Source organism: Streptacidiphilus monticola, assembly GCF_042658505.1.
Taxonomy (GTDB): Bacteria; Actinomycetota; Actinomycetes; order Streptomycetales; family Streptomycetaceae; genus Streptacidiphilus; species Streptacidiphilus monticola.
Window position 1 is genome coordinate 82,396 of record NZ_JBHSQJ010000031.1, and the last position, 15,912, is coordinate 98,307.

11 protein-coding genes and 1 riboswitch are annotated in these 15,912 nt (G+C 74.3%); of the genes, 4 read left to right on the forward strand and 7 right to left on the reverse strand.

Annotation, left to right across the window (positions count from 1 at the left end):
- Nucleotides 1-29: 29 nt before the first annotated feature.
- From cobN to ACFP3V_RS08730, 6 genes are all read right to left on the reverse strand, one after another.
- Nucleotides 30-3,824 (reverse strand): cobaltochelatase subunit CobN, encoded by a 3,795-nt coding sequence (cobN, locus tag ACFP3V_RS08705; protein ID WP_380581570.1) that lies wholly within the window; start codon nucleotides 3,822-3,824, stop codon nucleotides 30-32.
- Between the two features lie 62 nt (nucleotides 3,825-3,886).
- Nucleotides 3,887-5,407 (reverse strand): cobyric acid synthase, encoded by a 1,521-nt coding sequence (locus tag ACFP3V_RS08710; RefSeq protein WP_380581572.1) that lies wholly within the window; start codon nucleotides 5,405-5,407, stop codon nucleotides 3,887-3,889.
- Nucleotides 5,404-6,324 carry a cobalamin biosynthesis protein gene (locus ACFP3V_RS08715; RefSeq protein ID WP_380581574.1) on the reverse strand — a complete coding sequence of 307 codons (921 nt, stop codon included), beginning with the start codon at nucleotides 6,322-6,324 and terminating at the stop codon, nucleotides 5,404-5,406. Before ACFP3V_RS08715 ends, ACFP3V_RS08710 begins: the two co-directional genes overlap by 4 nt.
- A gap of 29 nt (nucleotides 6,325-6,353) precedes the next feature.
- Nucleotides 6,354-6,529: riboswitch (cobalamin riboswitch) on the reverse strand.
- Nucleotides 6,530-6,618: 89 nt separating this feature from the next.
- Nucleotides 6,619-7,845, reverse strand: a complete 1,227-nt coding sequence (locus ACFP3V_RS08720) for an IS110 family RNA-guided transposase (protein ID WP_380581576.1) — start codon at nucleotides 7,843-7,845, stop codon at nucleotides 6,619-6,621.
- 237 nt (nucleotides 7,846-8,082) lie between these two features.
- A complete protein-coding gene (locus tag ACFP3V_RS08725; RefSeq protein WP_380581578.1) occupies nucleotides 8,083-8,283 on the reverse strand; it encodes a hypothetical protein in 201 nt (66 codons plus the stop codon).
- Nucleotides 8,284-8,398: 115 nt separating this feature from the next.
- Nucleotides 8,399-9,814 carry an NAD(P)/FAD-dependent oxidoreductase gene (locus tag ACFP3V_RS08730; protein WP_380581581.1) on the reverse strand — a complete coding sequence of 472 codons (1,416 nt, stop codon included), beginning with the start codon at nucleotides 9,812-9,814 and terminating at the stop codon, nucleotides 8,399-8,401.
- Nucleotides 9,815-10,032: 218 nt separating this feature from the next.
- Here ACFP3V_RS08730 and ACFP3V_RS08735 point away from each other — a divergent pair, with 218 nt between their 5' ends.
- From ACFP3V_RS08735 to ACFP3V_RS08750, 4 genes are all read left to right on the forward strand, one after another.
- Nucleotides 10,033-11,121: an alpha/beta hydrolase family protein gene (locus ACFP3V_RS08735; RefSeq protein ID WP_380581583.1), complete on the forward strand. Its 1,089-nt coding sequence runs from the start codon at nucleotides 10,033-10,035 to the stop codon at nucleotides 11,119-11,121.
- Between the two features lie 432 nt (nucleotides 11,122-11,553).
- Entirely contained in the window at nucleotides 11,554-12,936 is a 1,383-nt protein-coding gene (locus tag ACFP3V_RS08740; protein WP_380581585.1) for a hypothetical protein, read from the forward strand.
- A 4-nt stretch (nucleotides 12,937-12,940) separates the two neighbouring features.
- Nucleotides 12,941-14,263, forward strand: a complete 1,323-nt coding sequence (locus ACFP3V_RS08745; RefSeq protein ID WP_380581587.1) for a glutamine synthetase family protein — start codon at nucleotides 12,941-12,943, stop codon at nucleotides 14,261-14,263.
- Nucleotides 14,263-15,339: an amidohydrolase family protein gene (locus ACFP3V_RS08750; RefSeq protein ID WP_380581589.1), complete on the forward strand. Its 1,077-nt coding sequence runs from the start codon at nucleotides 14,263-14,265 to the stop codon at nucleotides 15,337-15,339. Before ACFP3V_RS08745 ends, ACFP3V_RS08750 begins: the two co-directional genes overlap by 1 nt.
- Here the strand turns inward: ACFP3V_RS08750 and ACFP3V_RS08755 are convergent.
- Nucleotides 15,321-15,911 (reverse strand): DUF6879 family protein, encoded by a 591-nt coding sequence (locus ACFP3V_RS08755; RefSeq protein WP_380581592.1) that lies wholly within the window; start codon nucleotides 15,909-15,911, stop codon nucleotides 15,321-15,323. The genes ACFP3V_RS08750 and ACFP3V_RS08755 overlap by 19 nt on opposite strands.
- Nucleotide 15,912 lies beyond the last annotated feature (1 nt).

A 15,912-nucleotide genomic window follows, 5' to 3' on the forward strand; every position in this document is an offset into this window, starting at 1 on the left:
GTTCACAGACGTCGTGGTCACCGTCGGGGTCACTGCTCGTCGTCTCCTTCGAGTCGGCCTTCGAGGTCGCCTTCGAGTTCCAGGTAGGTGGCACGCAACTGGTCCAGGGTCTGCTGCTGCGGGTCGGCCCACAGCTGCCGCTCCGCCGCCTCCAGCAACCGCTCGGTGATGCCGCGCAGGGCCCAGGGGTTGGACTGCTTCATGAACTCCCGGTTCTCCGGGGAGAAGACGTACTCGCTCGCGAGCTTCTCGTACATCCAGTCGTCCACGACCCCGGCCGTGGCGTCGTAGCCGAAGAGGTAGTCGACGGTGGCGGCCATCTCGAAGGCGCCCTTGTAGCCGTGGCGGCGCATGGCGGCCATCCAGCGGGGGTTGACCACGCGGGCGCGGAAGACCCGGTGCGTCTCCTCGCCCAGGGTGCGCGTCCTGATCTGGCTGGGCAGGGCGCTGTCGCCGACGTAGGCGGCCGGGGAGTCGCCGGTCAGGTGGCGCACCATGGCCACCATGCCGCCGTGGTACTGGAAGTAGTCGTCCGCGTCCACCAGGTCGTGCTCGCGGGTGTCGATGTTCTTGGCGGCCACGGAGATCCGGCGGAAGGCCTGCTCCATGTCCCCGCGGGCCGCGCGGCCGTCGAGGCCGCGGCCGTAGGCGTAGCCGCCCCAGACCGCGTAGACCTCCGCCAGGTCGGCGTCGCTGCGCCAGTTGCGGGCGTCGATCAGCGGCAGCAGCCCGGCCCCGTAGGCACCCGGCTTGGAGCCGAAGATGCGCGCCGTGGCGCGGCGGCGGTCGCCGTGCTCGGCGGTGTCGGCGTCGGCGTGCGCGCGGACGTAGTTGGACTCGGCCGGCTCGTCCAGCTCGGCGACCGCCCGCACCGCGTCGTCCAGCAGGGCGACCACGTGCGGGAAGGCGTCGCGGAAGAAGCCGGAGATGCGGACCGTCACATCGATGCGGGGTCGGCCGAGTTCGGCGAGCGGCACGATCTCGAAGCCGGTGACCCGGCGCGAGGCGTCGTCCCAGACCGGGCGGCAGCCGAGCAGCGCCAGGATCTCGGCGATGTCGTCGCCCTGGGTGCGCATGCAGGAGGTGCCCCAGACGGTGAGGCCCACCGAGCGCGGGTAGCCGCCGGTGTCGGCCTGGTAACGGGCCACCAGCGAGTCGGCCAGCGCCTGGCCGACCTCCCAACTCAGCCGGGAGGGGATGGCCTTGGGGTCGACCGAGTAGAAGTTGCGGCCGGTGGGCAGCACGTTGACCAGGCCGCGCGTGGGCGAGCCGGACGGCCCCGCGGGAACGTAACCGCCGCGCAGGGCGCGCAGGATGTGGTCCAGCTCGTCGGTGGTCCGCGCCAGGCGCGGCACGACCTCCTCGGCGGCGAACTCCAGCACCGCGACCGCGGGCGCGAGTTCGGCGCCGCCGAGCACCGAGGCCGCCAACTCCCGTGCGGCGGACGGAGCCCAGTCCGCCGCCTCCATGCCCTCGGCCAGTCGGCGGCACAGCTGCTCCAGCAGGTCCACGGCGTCGGACGCGGTCCGCGCGGGGCCGTCGACCAGCGCGGTCAGCTCGGCCGGCACCTTGACGACCGCCCCCGGCTCCGCCAGCAGCTCCCTCTCGTCCAGCCCGAAGTGCCCGGCCAGGGCGGCCCGCAGACCGGGCAGGGCGTCGGCCCTGCCGCCCCAGATCTGCGCCGAACGCAGCACCGCCAGCACCAGGTTGACCCGCGCCTCGCCGACCGGTCCGCCGCCCAGGATGTGCAGGCCGTCGCGGATCTGTACGTCCTTGATCTCGCAGAGGTAGCCGTCGATGTGCATGACGAACTCGTCGAACTCGTCCTCGCCCGGCTGCTCGTCGACGTGCAGGTCGTGGTGGAGCTCGGCAGCCTTCACCAGGGTCCAGATCTGCGCCCGCACCGCCGGGGCCTTGGCCGGGTCCAGGTCGCTCACCAGGGCGTACTCGTCGAGGAGTTGCTCCAGCTTGGCCAGGTCTCCGTAGGTGTCGGCACGGGCCATCGGCGGCACCAGGTGGTCCACGATCGTCGCGTGCCCGCGCCGCTTGGCCTGGGTGCCCTCGCCGGGGTCGTTGACGATGAACGGATAGACGAGCGGCAGCTCGCCCAGCACGGCGTCCGGCGCACAGCCGGCGGAGAGGCCGAGGCCCTTGCCGGGCAGCCACTCCATGGTGCCGTGCTTGCCGAGGTGGACGACGGCGTCGGCGCCGAAGCTGTGCTCGAGCCAGCGGTAGGCGGCGAAGTAGTGGTGCGAGGGCGGCAGGTCGGGGTCGTGGTAGATCGCGATCGGGTTCTCGCCGAAGCCGCGCGGCGGCTGGATCAGCAGCACGACGTTGCCGAACCGCAGCGAGGCGAGCACGATGTCGTCGCCGTCCACGTAGAGCGAGCCCGGCGGCTCGCCCCAGTGCTCCAGCATGGCGTCGCGCAGCCCGGGGTCGAGCGCGTCGAACCAGCGCCGGTAGTCGGCCAGCGGCACCCTGGCGGGGGCGGCGGCGAGCTGCTCCTCGGTGAGCCACTCCACGTCGTGGCCGCCGGCGGCGATCAGACGGTGGATCAGTTCGTCGCCGCTGTCCGGGTAGTCGGCCACGCCGTACCCGGCGGCGCGCAGCGCGTCGAGCAGCCGGACGGCCGAGGCGGGGGTGTCCAGGCCCACGGCGTTGCCGACACGGGAGTGCTTGGTGGGGTAGGCGGTGAAGACGACGGCGATCTTCTTCTCCGCGTCGGGCTTGTGCCGGAGCGCGGCGTGCCGGAGCGCGATCCCGGCGACGCGGGCGGCGCGCTCCTCGTCGGCGACGTAGACGGGGATGCCCTCGGTGCCGGTCTCCTTGAAGGAGAAGGGCACGGAGACCAGCCGCCCGTCGAACTCGGGGATCGCCACCTGCATGGCCGCGTCGAGCGGGCTGAGCGCGGCGTCCGACTCGTCCCACGCGGCGCGGGAGGTGGTCAGGCACAGGCCCTGGATCACCGGGATGTCCAACTCGGCCAGCGCGCCGATGTCCCAGCTCTCCTCCTCCCCGCCGGCCGACGCCTCGGCCGCGACGGTCCCGCCCGCCGCGAGCACGGTCGCGACCAGCACGTCGCAGCGCCCGAGCAGTTCGTACAGCCCCGGATCCGCCCCGCGCGGTGCGTGATGGCCGTCTTCGGCGCGGCTCCGCTCCGGGCGGGTGCCGTTCGCTCGTTCCTCGCTTGCGGCCCCCACCCTCTGCTGCGCCTTGCCTACGCCGCGCAGGGAACCGCAGAAGACGGGCAGCGCCTGGCCGCCCTTGGCCTCGATGCGTTCGCACAGGGTGTCCACGAACGCGGTGTTCCCGGACAGCTCGTGGGCCCGGTAGAAGAGCACGCCCACCGTCGGCCGGCCGGGCGTCGGTCGGCGGTCGCCGCCGCGGACACCGAACTGGGGCATCGGCTCCGGCGGCGCGAAGCCCTCGCCGGTGAGCAGGACCGTGTCGGAGAGGAAGCGGGCCAGCTCGGCCAGGTTCCCGGGGCCGCCCTCGACGAGGTAGCGCAGGGCCTCCGCGACCACGCCCGCCGGGGCCGTGGACAGACCCATCAGCTCGGCGTCCGGCACCGCCTCGCCGCCCAGCAGGACGGTGGGCAGACCGGAGGCGGCGATGGCGTCGAGCCCGTCCTCCCAGGCGCGGCGGCCGCCGAGCAGCCGGACCACGACCACGTCCGCGCCGTCCAGCAGCCCGGGCAGTTCCTCGGTCACTGAGACCCGGGTCGGGTTGCCGATGCGGTAGCCGGCGCCGGAGGCGCGCGCGGCCAGCAGGTCGGTGTCGGCGGTGGAGAGCAGCAGCACGGTGGTGCTGTCGTCGCGGCTCATCCTCGGGGTCTCCTCAGTGCTGGGGTTCTCGGTGCTCGGCCGGTTGCGGCGGTCGGGGCGGTTCACGCCGCCCCCGGCGGGACGGGCGCCCCCGGAGGGACGAAGGGCAGGTCGGCGGGGACGCCCTGCTCGATCAGGCGCAACAGCGCGCCCGTGTCGGCGTGACGCTCGATCAGGTCGCCGAGGCGGTCCAGTCGTTGCTCGCGGGCGGCGGCGAAGCTGGTGTCCGGCGCGGGCTCGAAGGCGCGTCCGGCCAGGCGGGCGACCTCGCGCAGGAAGGCGCGGCGGAAGCCGTCGTTCTCCAGGGCGCCGTGCCAGGTGGTGCCCCACACCGCGCCCTCGCGGCAGCCGTCGAGGAAGGGCTCGCCGCCCTCGACCGCGGCCTGTCCGTGGTGGATCTCGTAGCCGTGCACGGTCTCCCCGAACGCCGTGCCGACCGGCCGGGCCAGCGTCTTGGCGGCCGCGAAGCGGATCCGCACCGGCAGCAGGCTGAGGCCTTCGACCAGCCCGGCCCCCGACTCGACCTCGTCGGTGATGGTCCGGCCGAGCATCTGGAAGCCGCCGCACACGCCGAGCACCGGCCGCCCCTCGGCGGCGCGGGCCTGGACGGCGGTGTCGAGTCGCTGCTCGCGCAGCCAGGCCAGGTCGGCGACGGTGGCCCGGGTGCCGGGCAGGACCACAAGGTCGGCGTCGGCCAGCTCCTCGGGCCGGGTCGCCCAGCGGACGAGCACGCCGGGCTCCTGGGCCAGCGCGTCGATGTCCGTGAAGTTGGACAGCCGGGGCAGCCGGACGACGGAGACCCGCAGCACGTCCCGGCCCACCGGCGGCCCGGCGGGGGCGGCGGCCGCGACGCCGGACAGGTCCAGCGAGTCCTCGGCGTCCAGCCACAGCCCCGGCAGCATCGGCAGCACGCCCAGCGTCGGACGGTGCGTCAACTCCCGCAGCTGGTCCAGCCCCGGCTGGAGCAGCCGCACGTCGCCGCGGAACTTGTTGACGATCCAGCCGCCGAGGTGGCGCTGGTCCTCGGCGGAGAGCAGGGCCAGCGTCCCGAACATCGAGGCGAAGACGCCGCCGCGGTCGATGTCGCCGACGACGACCACCGGAAGGCGGGCCGCCACGGCCAGGCCCATGTTGGCGATGTCCCGGTCGCGCAGGTTGATCTCGGCGGGGGAGCCGGCGCCCTCGCAGATCACCACGTCGTGGCGGGACCGCAGGTCGTCCAGGCAGTCCAGGGCGATCCGCAGCAGCGCGGGCTTGCGCTCGCGGTAGTCCAGCGCGCCCACCTCCGCGACGGGCCGGCCGAGCACGACGACCTGGCTGCGCTGGTCGCTGCCCGGCTTGAGCAGCACCGGGTTCATCGCCGCCTCGGGCTCGACGCGGGCGGCGGCGGCCTGCATCGCCTGGGCCCGCCCGATCTCGGCGCCGTCGTGGGTGACGAAGGAGTTGAGCGACATGTTCTGCGCCTTGAACGGCGCGACCTTGACGCCCTGTCGGCTGAGCCAGCGACAGATCCCGGCGGTGACGACGCTCTTGCCCGCGTCGGAGGTGGTTCCGGCGACCAGCAGGGCTCCGGCGGGGCTCATCGCTTCCTCCAGTGGGTCGCCAGGGACACGGCGCAGGTCACGCCGAGGGCGAGCAGGCCGACCCGGCGCGAGAGCCGGCAGGCACGCTCGATGTCGTCCACGCTCACCGGCCGCAGTTCCGCGCCGAGGACCGGCCGGTGCTCGACCCGCTCGCCGTACCGGAGCGGGCCGCCGAGCCGGACGCCGAGCGCCCCGGCGAAGGCCGCCTCCGCATGCCCGGCGTTGGGGCTGGGGTGGCTCGCGGCGTCGCGCCGCCACACCTTCCAGGCGCGGACCGGGTCCGGCGAGGCGACGACGGTCAGCAGCGCCGTCAGCCTCGCCCCGGGCCAGCCCGCGACGTCGTCCAGGCGGGCGGAGGCCCAGCCGAAGCGCAGGTACCTCGGGGAGCGGTGGCCGACCATGGCGTCCAGCGTGTTGACCGCGCGGAAGGCCAGCAGCCCCGGCGTTCCGGCGAGGGCGCCCCAGGTCAGTGCGTTGACGACGGCGTCGGCGGTGTTCTCGCCCACCGACTCGACCACGGCGCGGGCGAGTTCACGCTCCGTCAGTTCCCGCGGGTCGCGTCCGCACAGGTAGGGAAGGCGGTCGCGGGCGGCGTCGAGGTCCCCGGCGTCGAGGTGGCGGGCGATCGTGCGGGCCTCGCGGACGAGCGAGGCGCCGCCGAGCACGGTCCAGGTCGCGGCGGCCGCGAGGGCGGCGCGGGGGAGGCGGCGGTCGGCCCAGCGGGCGGCGGCGAGGATGGAGCCCACGGTGAGGGCGGTGAAGGCGGCCCCGGCGGCGCGGTGGTCCCGCCACAGACGGCGTTCCAGCGCCCCGGCGAGCCGTCCGAAGCCGGCCACGGGGTGGCCGCGTCGGGGGTCGCCGAAGGCGGCGTCGGCGGCGTATCCGACGGCGGCCCCAAGCGCGTAGGCGCTGCGCACCGGTGTGTCCTCACTCAGGGTCCGCGCCCCGGGTCGACGATCCGGAGGCGAGAGTCTCCTGGCTCCCCGGATCAGCGCCCCTGCGCGCCTTCCCGCGGCCGGATGGCCGCCGTGGCGTCGTGCGCAGGTGCTCCCCGGTGACAGTGGCGGGACCGCGCCGGATTCGCACCGGCTTCCTCTGCTTGCCTCCGATTGGCGAAAAGATCCCACCACGCGGGCGGACGCCAGGTCAACACGGCCTCCACGCGTGGTGGGTCACAGTGCGTCAGGTCAGACACCCCATGACGTTTGAGGTCAAGCGGCATGGAGGTGTGCGTGGTGTGACCAGGCGGTCGCTTCGTCATAGTGGGTGCGGGTCTTGAGGCATCCGTGGAGGATGCCGACGAGCCGGTTGCCGACTTGGCGGAGGGCGGCGTTGTAGCCGGCCTCGCGGGCTCGTTGTTTGTCGTAGTAGCGGCGGGCTCCGGGTGAGGCGCGCAGGGCCGAGAACGCCTGGCGCTGGAGGGCGTCGGCGAGCCGGTTGTTGCGCACGTAGCGGGCCTGGACATTGTGGCTCTTGCCGGAGGCCCGGGTGACCGGGCTGGTCCCGGCGTAGTTCTTGCGGGGCTTGGCGGAGCTGTAACGGGTGGGGTCGTCCCCGAACTCGGCGAGCACCCGGGCGCCGGTGATCTCTCCGATGCCGGGCATCGACAGGTAGATCTCAGCGTCCGGGTGCGCGAGAAAATGCGCCTTCACCTGCTCTTCCATCACGGTTATCTGCTCGTTCAGGGCGAGCAGGAGTCGGGCGTGGGCGGTGGTGGCGGCCGCGTAGGCGGCGGCCACCGGCCCGGGCAGCTCCAACTGCTTCTCGCGCAGTGCGGCCTGGATCGCCCCGGCTTTCTGGTCCCGGTTGTGCCGCCGGGCCCGCGAGAGGACTGCGGCGATCTGGGAGCGGGTTAGCTTCGCCGCCGCCTGCGGCGTGGGTGCCTTGATCAGCAGTTCCAGCGCGTCGGTGCTGGTCAGCTCCAGGCTCGTGTAGGCGTTCAGGGCGGCGGGGAAGTACTCGCGCAACGTGTTGCGCAACCGCTGGAAGGTGCGGGTGCGTTCCCAGATCAGGGTCTGGTGGGCCCGGGCGACGACCTTGACGGCCTGGGCCTGGGCGCTGTCCCCGGCGACGGGCCGCAGCTGGTCGCGGTCGATGCGGACCATGTCGGCCAGTGCATGGGCGTCGCCCTTGTCGCTCTTGGCACCGGAGGTGCCGTACCGCTCCTTGAACCGGGCGACCTGCCTGGGGTTGATCGCATAGACCTGGTAGCCGACGGCGAGCAGGGCCTGCACCCAGGTGCCGCGATCGGTCTCTATCCCCACGACCACGTCGGCCGGATCGAGGTCCTCGCCTGAGTGCTTGGCCACGAGCTCATGGAACGTGGCGATGCCCTCCGCGCCCTCGGGCAGCCTCGCGGTCGCGAGCCTGCGGCCGGTGGCGTCCTGGACCTCGACGTCATGGTGGTCCTCGGCCCAGTCGTCGCCGATCAGCAGCAACTCTTCCTCCCCGTCGGATACTTCCTGGTCGTGCAGCCTGCGGAAGACACGGCACGCGGCCTAATGGATCCAGTGCTCACGCTCTGCTCGGCGGGCACGCCACCCCATCAGCGGTCATGGCCTTCCGACCGACCAGCAGGGGCACGGTCTGACCTCAGAGCTCGAACGGCTCCGGCAGCGAGAGTGCTCACCTACTGGCGGCTACGGCACCGAGTCTCGCCGACCCGGTAGCTCCCATTAGGCGGCGCGGTCCTCGTGGTGGGACGGCTGCGACTGGCTGCGCATCCGGGGCTGCAGTTTGAGGAGGGTGACGGCGTGTTGGACGACCTGGTCGGCGGGGCTCTGGGGAGGCCGCAGGAAGTGGTCCTCGAACCAGGAGAGACCAAGGATGACCAGCAGGCCGAACGGGGCTACGAGCAAACACAGAAAGACAGACATGGGCTCCCCAAGGTGTCGAATGCTGTGTGCCGGACGGTCCCCGAACCGTCGGCTCAAGCTTGCCCCGCTTTGGGACGATTCGCACTCCGAGGGAGCCTGCCCCGTCGCCGCGGGTTCAGTGCCGCCCGGAGACCACGTCCGCTACCCGGGCGATGGGGGAGGTGGTCCCGCGGCCCGCCGACTCCGCGCGGTCGGCCGCGTGGTACGCCGCGTACATCGCCTGGACGCCGAGCCAGCGCAGGGGCTCCGGTTCCCACTTGCGCACCCGGTGGCCCACCCACGGCAGCGCGGTCAGCTCCGTGTCCTCGCCCAGGACCAGGTCGCGCAGGGTGCGACCGGCCAGGTTCGTCGTGGTCACGCCGCTGCCGACGTAGCCGCCCGCCCAGCCGAGGCCGGAGGCGCGGTCGAGGGTCACCGTGGAGCACCAGTCGCGCGGCACGCCCAGCACGCCCGACCAGGCGTGCTCGATCCGGACGCCCGGCCGCAGCGCCGGGAAGAAGCGGGTCAGGATCTCGTGCAGCTGCTCGATGGTCCGCTGGTGCGTGCCGCCGTCGTTGTCGGTGCGCGAGCCGAAGCGGTAGGGGACGCCGCGCCCGCCCAGGGCGATCCGGTCGTCCGCGGTGCGCTGGGCGTACATGTAGGCGTGCGCCATGTCGCCGAGCGTCTCGCGGCCCTCCCAGCCGACGGAGTCCCAGAACTCCTTGCCCAGCGGCTCGGTGACGATCAGCGAGGAGTTCATCGGCAGCCAGGACCGCTTCTCGCCACGCAGGTTGGCGGTGAAGCCCTCGGTGCAGCGCAGCACGTACTCGGCGCTGACCGTGCCGTGCGGGGTGACCGCCCGCGCGCGGGAACCGGACGAGGCCGGATGGATCTCGGTGACCGCGGTCTGCTCGAAGACCTCGACGCCGAGCGCGCGCACCGCGTCGGCCAGGCCGCGGACCAGCTTCGCCGGCTGGATGCGGGCGCCGTGCGGGTTCCAGACGCCGCCCAGGGTGCCGGCCACGTCGATGCGGGCGCGGGACGCGGCCGCGTCCAGGCGCTCGACGTCGGTGACGCCGTAGGCGTGCTCGTCGGTCAGGTAGGCGTCCAGGCGGGCGAGTTGGGCCGGCGTGCGGGCGACCTCCAGCACGCCGCCCCGGTGCGCGTCGGCGTCGATGCCCTCGGCGGCGCAGACCCGGAGCACCTCGTCCACGGCGGCCGTCATGGCGCGCTGCAGCGCGACCGCGCGGGGCTTGCCGTAGCGGCGGGCGAAGACGCCGCGCCCGGCGAAGCCGTTGTAGAGCCAGCCGCCGTTGCGGCCGGAGGCGCCGTAGCCGCAGAAGCGCTGCTCGAGGACGGCGATGCGCAGGGACGGCCGGGCCCGCTTGAGGTAGTAGGCCGTCCACAGGCCGGTGTAGCCGCCGCCGACGACGGCGACGTCCACGGTGAGCGGGCCGCCGAGGGGTGGCGTGGCGGCGGGCAGTCCGAGCTCGTCGTACCAGAAGGAGACTCCGCCGTTGCGGGCGCTGCTGACGGGCTGGCTGCTGCTCACGGCCTGCTGACCTGCTTTCTTGTCGCGGTGCCGGGGACGCTAGTGCGCGCTCCGCGCCCGGGGCAACGGGCACTGTGTCACGTCCGGCGCAAGGAACCGGACACTCCGTCGGATGGGTGACCAGAGCTGGCGGCGCGTCGGACGGGGTACTGGGATGGGTGGAGGCGTTGTCGGCTCGGGAACTGAGGTGCGAGATGCGTTGGTCGAGGGCAGCCGCAGTGGCCACGGTCTCGGTGGTGGGCGCGGGCGCGGTCGCCCTGGTCGCCGGCCGCGCCGTCTCGGACCTGGTGCTGCGCCCCGGCCGCAGGCCCCCGGCGACGGGGGACGGCCTGCGGGTGCACGCCGTGGAGCCCGGCAGGGTGGAGCTGACCCGCACCCCGGAGACGGAGCGGCGCGGCGTCTACGCCCTGGAGTGGGCCGTGGCGGGACACGCGGTGGTCGGGCCGGTGCTGGGCACGACCTCGCAGACGGTCGTCCGCGAGTTGCGGCAGGGACCGGCGCCCGAGCCGGGCGCCGCGGTGCGGATCACCCCGAGGGTGGATCTCGGGGACCCCAAGTCCCGTTGGGGGATCGACTTTTCGGAGACCTCCGTGCGCGGCGAGCTGGGCCCGATGCCGGCCTGGTTCACCTCGGGGGTGCGCGACCCCTGGGTGATCGCCGTGCACGGGCTCGGCGCCGACCGGCAGCAGGTGCTGCCGCTGCTGCCGCTGTTCCAGCGGCTGAAGCTGCCGGTGCTGGCCATGACCTACCGGAACGACGAGGGGGCGCCCCAATCCCCGGACGGCGTCGGGCACTTCGGCGAGACCGAGTGGCGCGACGTGGAGGCGGCGATCCGCCTGGCCGCGAGCAGCGGGGCGAGCCGGGTGGTGCTCTACGGCTGGTCGGTGGGCGCGACGATGGCCCTGCAGGCCGCGGAGCGGTCCGACCACGCGGACATGGTGCGGGGGCTGATCCTGGACTCCCCGGTGCTGGACTTCCGGGGGACGGTCCTGCGGTCCGCGGAGCGGAGAGGTGTGCCGTCCCCGCTGGCCGCCCTGGGGTTGCGGGCCGCGGAGGGCCGCACGGCGGTGGACCAGGCGGAGTTCGACCGGATGGCGTCGGGGGTGGGCCTGAAGGTGCCGACGGCGCTGCTGCACAGCCCCGACGACACGGTCGCCCCGATCGCCCCGGCGCGGCGACTGGCCTACAACCGCGACGAGCTGGTGCTCTTCGAGCAGTTCCCGGGCGCGGAGCACGCCGCCCTGTGGAACTCGGCCCCCGACCGCTACGAGGACGTCCTGCGGCGCTTCCTGACCCCCTTGCTGTAGTCGCACCTCCCCCTGGGGGCGCGAGGAACGCGCGAGCTAGTGCCGTGTCCGGATAGGTTCGCCGGGTTGCGGTGTCCGGTGGTGGGGGCACCCCCGGCCGAAGGCTGGGGGAGTGCCGTGCCGGGCGCCGCAACACGTGGACCCATCCGGACACGGCACTGGCCACCACTCGGGGAGGTCCGGCCTGCAGTCAGGGTCGAACCTCCGTGGGTGGTGGGTCGCTCGCGCAGTTCCTCGCGCCCCTTACGGGGCCTTGGGGCGTGATACGTCTGCAACACAAAAGTCATCCCCGTGTCGCCTGAAACCCGCGGCGCGCCTGGGATGTGACAAGAGGCGGGGCTTCGGGGAAGACTGCACGGCGTGACGTCCCGGAATTCGCGCGACCGTGATTCCCGACCGCAACGCGGCGGCAGCATCCCCGCCTCCGCACGAGTGACTCGGCTGCCCACCGCCGCCGTCGGCATCCCGCCCCGCCGGGAGCCCTCGCGGCGGAAGCCGCCCGCAGGGCTGCCCGGGCCGGCCGCGCTCGCGCCGCTCGCGCGGCGCCTCCTGCAGGACGCCGTCCGCGTCGCCCGCTGGGCGGGCGAGCTGGCCGCCGTGGACAAGCGCGGCGACCTGCTGCCGCAGGACGCGCAAGACGCCGGGCACGCCCTCGCCCTGACGGTGGATCAGGCCCTCGCGGCCTGGGAGCGGGCGCGCCTCGTCGGGCTGGTGGAGCTGCGCGGGGCCGGGGCCGGCCCCGGCTGGCGGCTGCACGCCTGGGAGCACGACGACGAGGCGGTGATCCGCGGCTGGGCCGCGCTCTTCGACGCCTGGACGCTGCTGGTCTCCGTCCCGGACCGCTCACTCACCGCCCTCGCCGGGCACGCCGTGGACCACGCGCCGCAACTGCTGTCGTTCCTGCACCTGGTGGACGGCCCGGTCGCGCAGACCGAGCTGGGCGAGCTGCTGCGTCGCGGCCTGGACGACCAGTGGCACGGCGGGGCCGACGCCCTCGCCGGGGGCTCCCCGGTGCCGCACGCGGCCTGGGCCGTCTCCGCCGTCCGCGGCGACGCCGGGGCCACCGCCTCCCTCACGCAGGCCTACGGGCCCGCGGACGTCGCCGCCGTGCTCGGCTGGATGCTGGACGGGTTCGAGGCCGTCGGGGCCCTCGTCCGCCGGGACGCCGAGCACGTGGAACTGACTCCGCTGGGGCACTGGGCGGTGCGGGCCAAGCTGGAGGAGATCTGCACGGTCGCGCAGACCGCCGCCGGGCACATCGAGCAGTCCGCCTACGAGCTGTTGGCCGCCTGCGCCGGCTATGCCCCGGGGCCGGCCCGGGCGGAGTACCGGGCGTGGGTGGCGGCCCGTCAGGTCGACCGCGCCGTGGCCGACTTGCTCGCCGTGGCCCGGGGCGAGGACGCGCTGCTGCGGGGGCTCGCCTTCGAGGCGCTGCGGGTGGCCGGGCACCCGGCCGAGCCCGCCGTCCGCGAGGCGCTGGCCGAACAGACGCTGCGCCCCTACGCGCTGCTGTGGCTGGCCGAGCAGGCCGACGAGGGGGTGGCCCCGGCGGACGTGCTGGACCAGGACGACGCGGCGTGGCTGTGGGTGGACACCGGCGCGGCCGTGCTCGAGCACGGCGACACCGGGATGCTGGTCCGCCACGTCCAGGGCGCCGCCGACGGCGATCCCGGGCGGCTGTTCGCGCTGGCCCGCCGGGTCGGCCACCCGCGGGCCGGGCACGTGCTGGCGGCGGTGGCCTCGGCGCATCCGGATCCCGCCGTGGCGCGTGCGGCGCGGCGCAGTGCGTTCAGCGTGCACGAGGGCGGAGCATGATCCCATGTCGGTCCAGTGGGATGAATCGGAGGCGGCCCGCCTGACGGCGGCTCAGCTCAGCGCCGAGGGTGTCGTCGCGGTCGCGTTCACCTGGGTGGACAACGCGGGGATCGCGCGGGTCAAGGGCGTACCGGTGCGGCGGCTGGCGGAGGCGTCGGCGTACGGCGTCGGCATGTCCCCGGTCTTCGACGTCTTCCTGGCCGACGACTCGGCCACGACCAGCCGCTGGATCGGTGGCCCCGGCGGCGACCTGCGGCTCTTCCCCGACCTGACGCGGGCGGTGCCGCTGGCCGCGCAGCCGGGCTGGGCGTGGGTCCCCGCGGACCGGGTGCAGCAGGACGGCCGGAACCATCCCGGCTGCCAACGCCTGTTCCTCAAGCGGATGGTGGAGCGGGCGCTGGCCCAGGGGCTGACCTTCCGGGCGGCGTTCGAGGTGGAGTGGATCGTCCAGCGCAGCGACGGCGGCTACCCGACCCAGGGCCCCGCCTACGGCCTGCAGCGGGTCACCGACCTGTCGGACTACCTGCGCGACCTGCTGCAGGCGCTGGAGGCCGAGGGCCTGGAGGTGCAGCAACTGCACCCGGAGTACTCACCCGGGCAGTTCGAGGTCTCCGTCGCCGCCGAGGACCCGCTGGCGGCCGCGGACACGAGCGTGCTGGTCCGGCACACGATCCGGGGGGTCTCCGACCGGCACGGGCTGCGGGCCTGCTTCGCCCCCGCCTTCGAGCCGGGCGGCGTGGGCAATGGCGGGCACCTGCACCTGAGCGTCTGGCGCGGGGACGAGAACCTGTTCTCCGGCGGACCGGGACGCCACGGGCTCACCAAGGAGGGGGAGGGCTTCCTGGCCGGCGTGCTGGAGCAGATGCCCGCGCTGCTGGCGCTCGGCGCGCCCTCGCCCGCGAGCTACCTGCGCCTGGTGCCCTCGCACTGGGCCGGCGCCTACGCCTGCTGGGGACTGGAGAACCGGGAGGCATCGGTCCGGCTGGTGGCGGGCCTGCCCCGGGTCGCCAACGCCGAGTTCAAGAGCTTCGACCTGAGCGCCAACCCGTACCTGGTGCTGGGCGGCGTGATCGCGGCCGGTCTCGCGGGCGGCGGCACCCTGCCCGAGGAGGTCGAGGGGGACCCGGCGCACCTGGCCGATCCGCCGCCCCGGCTGCCGTCCTCGCTGGACCAGGCCGTGGAGGCGTTCTCCGCGAGCACGCTGCTGGCCGAGGCGATGGGGGAGCCGCTCTACGAGGCGGTGCGGGCGGTGCGCCGCGCGGAGTCCGAGCAGTGGGCGGGCGCGGCTCCGGAGGCGCTGATCGCGGCGACGCGCTGGCGGTACTGATGACCCTTCAGCTGGTCGACCACCACTGCCACGCCGTCCACGGCGGGGAGCTGCCGGACGACGTCTTCGCCTCCTGGCTCACCGAGTCGGACCGCTCGCCCGCGGCCGGCACGTCCCCCTGGGACAGCTCGCTGGGCCTCGCGGTGCGCCGCTGGTGCCCGCCCGTGCTGGGCCTGGAGCCGTGGGCGGGGCCCGAGGCGTACCTCGCCCGGCGGCGCGAGCTCGGTGCGGCCGCTGCCAACTCCCGGCTGCTGCAGGCCGCGGGGCTCGCCGAAGTGCTGGTCGACACCGGCCTGGACGGCCCCGGGCTGCTGGCCCCCGCCGACCTCGCGGCGCAGGCCGGCGCCGGGTGGCGCGAGGTGGTGCGGGTGGAGGCGGTCGCCGAGCGGCTGCAGGGCACCACCGCCGAGCACTGGGCCAGGGATGTCGCCGCCGCGCTGGCCGCGACCGGCGCGACGGCCTTCAAGTCCGTCGCCGCCTACCGCTGCGGACTCGACCTGCCGGGGGAGCGGCCCAGCCCGGCGGAGGTCGCCAACGCGGCCGGGGACTACCTGGGCGCCGGCGGTGGACGGCTGACCCATCCGGTGCTGATCCGTCAGCTGCTGTGGACCGCACTGGAGTCGGGCCGCCCGCTCCAGCTGCACACCGGATTCGGCGACCCCGACGTCACACTGCACCGGGCCGACCCCTCGCTGCTGACGCCCTTCCTGCGCGCGGTGGAGCCGCTGGGCGTGCCGGTGGTGCTGCTGCACGGCTGGCCGTACCACCGCCAGGCCGCCTGGCTGGCGCAGGCCTTCCCGCACGTCTACGCCGACCTGGGGCTGACGCTGGGTCATGTCGGGCCGGCCGCACCGCGGGTGCTGGGCGAGGCGCTGGAGCTGGCGCCCTTCGGCAAGCTGCTGTTCTCCACCGACGCCTACGGCCTGGCCGAGCTGTACCTGGTCGGCTCGCGCAACTTCCGGGCCGCGGTGCAGGAGTGGGCCGGCGGCGCCCACCTGCCGCAGGCGGAGGCGGACCGGATCGCCCGGCTGATCGGCTGCGAGAACGCCCGCCGCGTCTACGGCCTGACGCCCTGAACCTCGCGCGCGAAGAACGCGGGCAGCGGCTCCCCGACGCGGTGCAGCCGGCGCACCAGGTCGCGCGCCTCGGCGACGGTGTCCGGATCGGTGCACCGCACCGCGCCGTCGGGGAGGCCGTCCGGGGTGTAGCGGACGTCGAACACGGCATGGCGGCCGAGCACCACGAGCTCGGGCAGCGGGCCGGCGAGGCTGTCGTCGACGATCCGGACGTTCTCGCCGAGCTGGTCCTTCAGCCGCAGCAGGTGCAACTCCCAGAGCAGGTACGGCGAGAGCGGCCGCTCGACGACCCGGACCCGGTGGTGGCGCACGCCTGCCGCGGCGATCCGGGACAGGTGGGCGGCGACGTCCGGCCGCGACTCCTCGACCAGCCGCAGCGCCAGGTCCCAGTCCCCGTCGCGGAAGTACGCCTCCCAGCTGGCCAGTCCGGGCTCCTGGTAGTGCTGCAGCCGCTCCAGCTTCCAGAAGCCTTCGGGGCCGCTGCGCCAGAAGAGTTCCTCGAAGCAGGCGAGGTACTCCGCCTGGTCGAGGCGTTCACCCTGGTCCATGCGGGGGAGGGTGTAGGCGGTCACG

What these genes read in the sequence shown, in the direction of transcription:
- cobN (WP_380581570.1), bottom strand. Translation starts at nt 3,824, where the DNA reads ATGAGCCGCGACGACAGCACCACCGTGCTGCTGCTCTCCACCGCCGAC.
- ACFP3V_RS08710 (WP_380581572.1), bottom strand. Translation starts at nt 5,407, where the DNA reads ATGAGCCCCGCCGGAGCCCTGCTGGTCGCCGGAACCACCTCCGACGCG.
- ACFP3V_RS08725 (WP_380581578.1), bottom strand. Translation starts at nt 8,283, where the DNA reads ATGTCTGTCTTTCTGTGTTTGCTCGTAGCCCCGTTCGGCCTGCTGGTC.
- ACFP3V_RS08745 (WP_380581587.1), top strand. Translation starts at nt 12,941, where the DNA reads ATGTCGGTCCAGTGGGATGAATCGGAGGCGGCCCGCCTGACGGCGGCT.
- ACFP3V_RS08750 (WP_380581589.1), top strand. Translation starts at nt 14,263, where the DNA reads ATGACCCTTCAGCTGGTCGACCACCACTGCCACGCCGTCCACGGCGGG.